Source organism: Oleiphilus sp. HI0117, from assembly GCF_001635235.1.
Genome location: NZ_LWGA01000789.1, coordinates 1 through 3,353, shown reverse-complemented (window position 1 = coordinate 3,353; position 3,353 = coordinate 1). Strand labels below are relative to the sequence as shown.

At 44.5% G+C, this 3,353-nt stretch carries 4 protein-coding genes; 3 read left to right on the top strand and 1 reads right to left on the bottom strand.

The window, feature by feature from the left end; translation table 11 throughout:
- The 3 genes from A3757_RS12875 to A3757_RS12865 all read left to right on the top strand — a co-directional run.
- Window positions 1-2,034: cation-translocating P-type ATPase (locus tag A3757_RS12875; protein ID WP_068739745.1), on the top strand; the 2,034-nt coding region annotated here is incomplete at its 5' end.
- Window positions 2,035-2,101: 67 nt separating this feature from the next.
- Entirely contained in the window at window positions 2,102-2,329 is a 228-nt protein-coding gene (ccoS, locus tag A3757_RS12870) for a cbb3-type cytochrome oxidase assembly protein CcoS (RefSeq protein WP_068554477.1), read from the top strand.
- Between the two features lie 2 nt (window positions 2,330-2,331).
- Window positions 2,332-3,015: a sulfite exporter TauE/SafE family protein gene (locus A3757_RS12865; protein ID WP_231875596.1), complete on the top strand. Its 684-nt coding sequence runs from the start codon at window positions 2,332-2,334 to the stop codon at window positions 3,013-3,015.
- On the opposite strand, the gene A3757_RS12860 is transcribed toward A3757_RS12865, so the two are convergent.
- On the bottom strand, window positions 3,016-3,353 hold a 338-nt coding region (locus A3757_RS12860; RefSeq protein ID WP_231878269.1), incomplete at its 5' end, for a sulfotransferase. It abuts the gene before it with no gap.

The following is a 3,353-nucleotide window of genomic DNA, read 5'->3' as shown; positions in this document are numbered from 1 at the left end:
TCAATCAATCATACGACTCACAAAGCGCTACTTAGCTGGAACAATGAACAGATCAAGCTAAGCAAAATCCTGATTAAAATACGCAAGCTAGGCTACAAAGCCTTCCCCTATCAGGAAGACAAAGCGAGACAACTTGCCGAGAAAGAGAAACGCAGCGCAATGTTTCGTATCGCTGTCGCTGGTATAGCGGCGATGCAAAACATGATGTTTTCAGTCCCCTTGTATCTAGGCATCTATAGCGGTATCGATGCCGAGTTTATCTCCTTCTTTCGATGGGTCAGCATGTTAATGTGCATACCCGTTGTGTGCTTTTCAGCGCTACCATTTTTTCGAGCGGCCTTACGTGACTTGCAAACACGTCATTTAACGATGGACATCCCTGTATCGCTCGCTATCCTGACCGCGTTTTTTGCCAGTGCTTTCCTGACGATAAACAGCGAAGCAAGCATTGAGACCGATGTCTATTTCGACTCAGTTGCGATGTTTACCTTCTTCCTATTGCTTGGCCGGTTTATGGAAATGCAAACTCGCCATAAGCACCTGAACAGCGATGCCGAAATGGGTAAACTATTGCCTACAACAGCGATCATTAGAACCGAAGATGGCGAAAAAAGTAAACCTGCTCACCAGCTTGAAATTGGAGAGGTACTAGTGGTTAGACAGGGCCAAGTATTTCCTGCCGATGGCGTGGTTATTGAAGGTGTCTCCAAAGTCGACGAGTCAGCCCTCACAGGAGAGTTTCTCCCCATTGAAAAAGCGCTTGGGGCTCAGGTAAGTGGTGGCACCGCTAATGTCGAAAATACCTTATTCGTTCGCATTACCGCTACTCCCAAAGAGAGCCGTGTCGCAGCGATTATTAAGCTCCTTGATAAAGCAGCAAGTGAGAAGCCCAAAACCGTATTAATGGCAGATAAAATTGCCAGCCACTTTGTAGCAGGTGTGCTATTCGCGGCTTGCGTCGTTGGTCTCTACTGGTACTTTAATAACCCCGACGAAGTATTCACCATTGTTTTATCTGTTTTGGTTGTTACCTGCCCTTGCGCTTTATCTCTGGCAACACCAACTGCAATGACCAGTGCCAACACATTCCTTCGCAGCAAAGGCTTCTTAATCACCAAATCTCATGCGCAAGAAGCCATGAACCAGATTACCGATATTGTTTTTGATAAAACAGGGACACTAACCAAAGGTGAACTCAGCATTTCTGGTGTGAAGCTTTTTAGTCACTGCGGAGAAAGTAAAGCGCTTGAAATCGCTGCCGCACTAGAACACCACTCCAGCCACCCGATCGCCAAGCCTTTTTCTGAATTTTTCACCAGCCCAGCCGAAAGGGTTACAAACCATCTTGGAAAGGGCCTCGAAGGTTTTTTTCAGGGGCAACACTACGTACTGGGCAATGCAGAACTCGTTGAACTAAAACAGAGTTGCGAACAAGCATTACAACAGCATAATGGCCTAAGCCTATATCTGAGCGATGGCGAGAACCTGATTGCGCAATTTATGCTAAATGATGCTTTACGCTCCGACAGTAAAGAAAGCATCAAACAGTTTCAGGAAGCGGGTATCACCACTCATATATTAAGTGGAGACCACCAAGACTCTGTCTCCATTCTCGCCTCTAAACTCGGCATCGCTAACTACAAAGCAAAACAGTCGCCCGAGCAAAAATTGGCCTATGTCAGAGGTTTACAGGCCGCAGGCAAACAGGTCACAATGGTGGGTGATGGTATTAACGACCTACCTGTCCTGTCTGGTGCTAAGTTATCAATATCGATGGGCGAAGCCAGCGACATTACCAAGTTAAATTCAGACGCTATTCTGCTCAATGGAAATATGACGGTTATTAACGAAGCTTTCCAAAACGCGCAGAGAACACGTAAAATCATTAAGCAAAATATGACCTGGGCCATCATGTATAATCTATGCATGCTCCCGATGGCTGCAGCTGGTTGGGTTCCACCTTATTTCGCAGCCCTGGGAATGTCCTTGAGTTCTTTATTAGTTGTTTTTAACTCTCTCAGGTTAAAGCGCTAACATGGACAAGTCGCGAGCGTTGGAAAGGTGCTCCAATTAAACTGATTTAAGATAAGAGTTAGCTTCGATGGAAATATTGTATATTCTAATTCCACTATCAATCATTCTTGTTGCTTTAGCGATTGCCATTTTTGGCTGGGCAGTTAAGAACGGACAGTATGATGACCTGGAAGGCCCCGCGCACAGCATTCTCTATGATGATGATAAAGACATGATCCCGGGGCAAAACAACAAAACTCAAAAGAAAGACCTGAATACTAAAGACAGTCAACATAGTGAAAAATCGGACGACTAAGTTTGCTAAATGACCCCGGTATTCTTATTTCTGCCTTTATGCTTGGCTTTCTAGGCTCTGCACATTGCTTGGGAATGTGCGGAGGTTTAGCAAGTGCCTTAGGTTTACATACCTCATCATCAAACAAGGCAAGCTTCTTACTCTCCTATAATCTGGGGCGCGTTATAAGTTATTGCATCGCAGGACTGATTGTTGGCAGCCTTGGTTTCTGGCTGAGCAAACAATTAGCAGCCTTAGAGGTTCTCAGATATTTAGCTGCAACAATGTTAATTCTAATGGGTTTATACCTAGGCCAATGGTTTAATGGAATACTCTGGGCTGAAAAACTAGGTAGTAAACTCTGGCCCTTGATTCAACCATTATCAAAGCGTTTTATGCCTATTAAATCAATCAAAGATGCGCTAGTGGTTGGCATGGTGTGGGGTTGGCTACCGTGTGGTTTGGTATACTCGGCTTTGATCTGGGCAAGCTTGGAAGCAAGTATCTTCGGTTCAGCACTAATCATGCTTGCTTTTGGCCTAGGCACCCTGCCTTCAATGTTGAGCAGCGGTTTATTAGCACAAAAACTATCCGCGACAATTAGAAAACGCTGGTTCCGCTCTTCTGCCGGAGCAATGATGACTTTATTCGGCTTATGGTCTTTGCCAGTCATCCAGAAAACAGTTTACCAGCTATTAAACGCTTAGCTAAGAAGCCCAATGATAAATTTCTGAAAAAGGCTCAAAGAAACTTTCATATTGTTTATACGCAGAGACGGCATCCTGATTTATTTCCCGCCTAATTTGAACATGACTCGCCGTTCTACTTAGCAACTTATCTTCTTTATGAAAATCCAAACACTGTTCTCCCCAAGGCAAGTCGCAAAACGCCATAAGCGCCTTGGATTCAGCTTCCGGATCACACACTAATTCCTCATATTTAACTGTTGTCACACGTTGAGGGTAGGCATTCTTTGTCCGATCCATTGCTACTAAACAATTATCCACATACTTGAATATATTATTTAAGTCATGAGCCCAGGGTA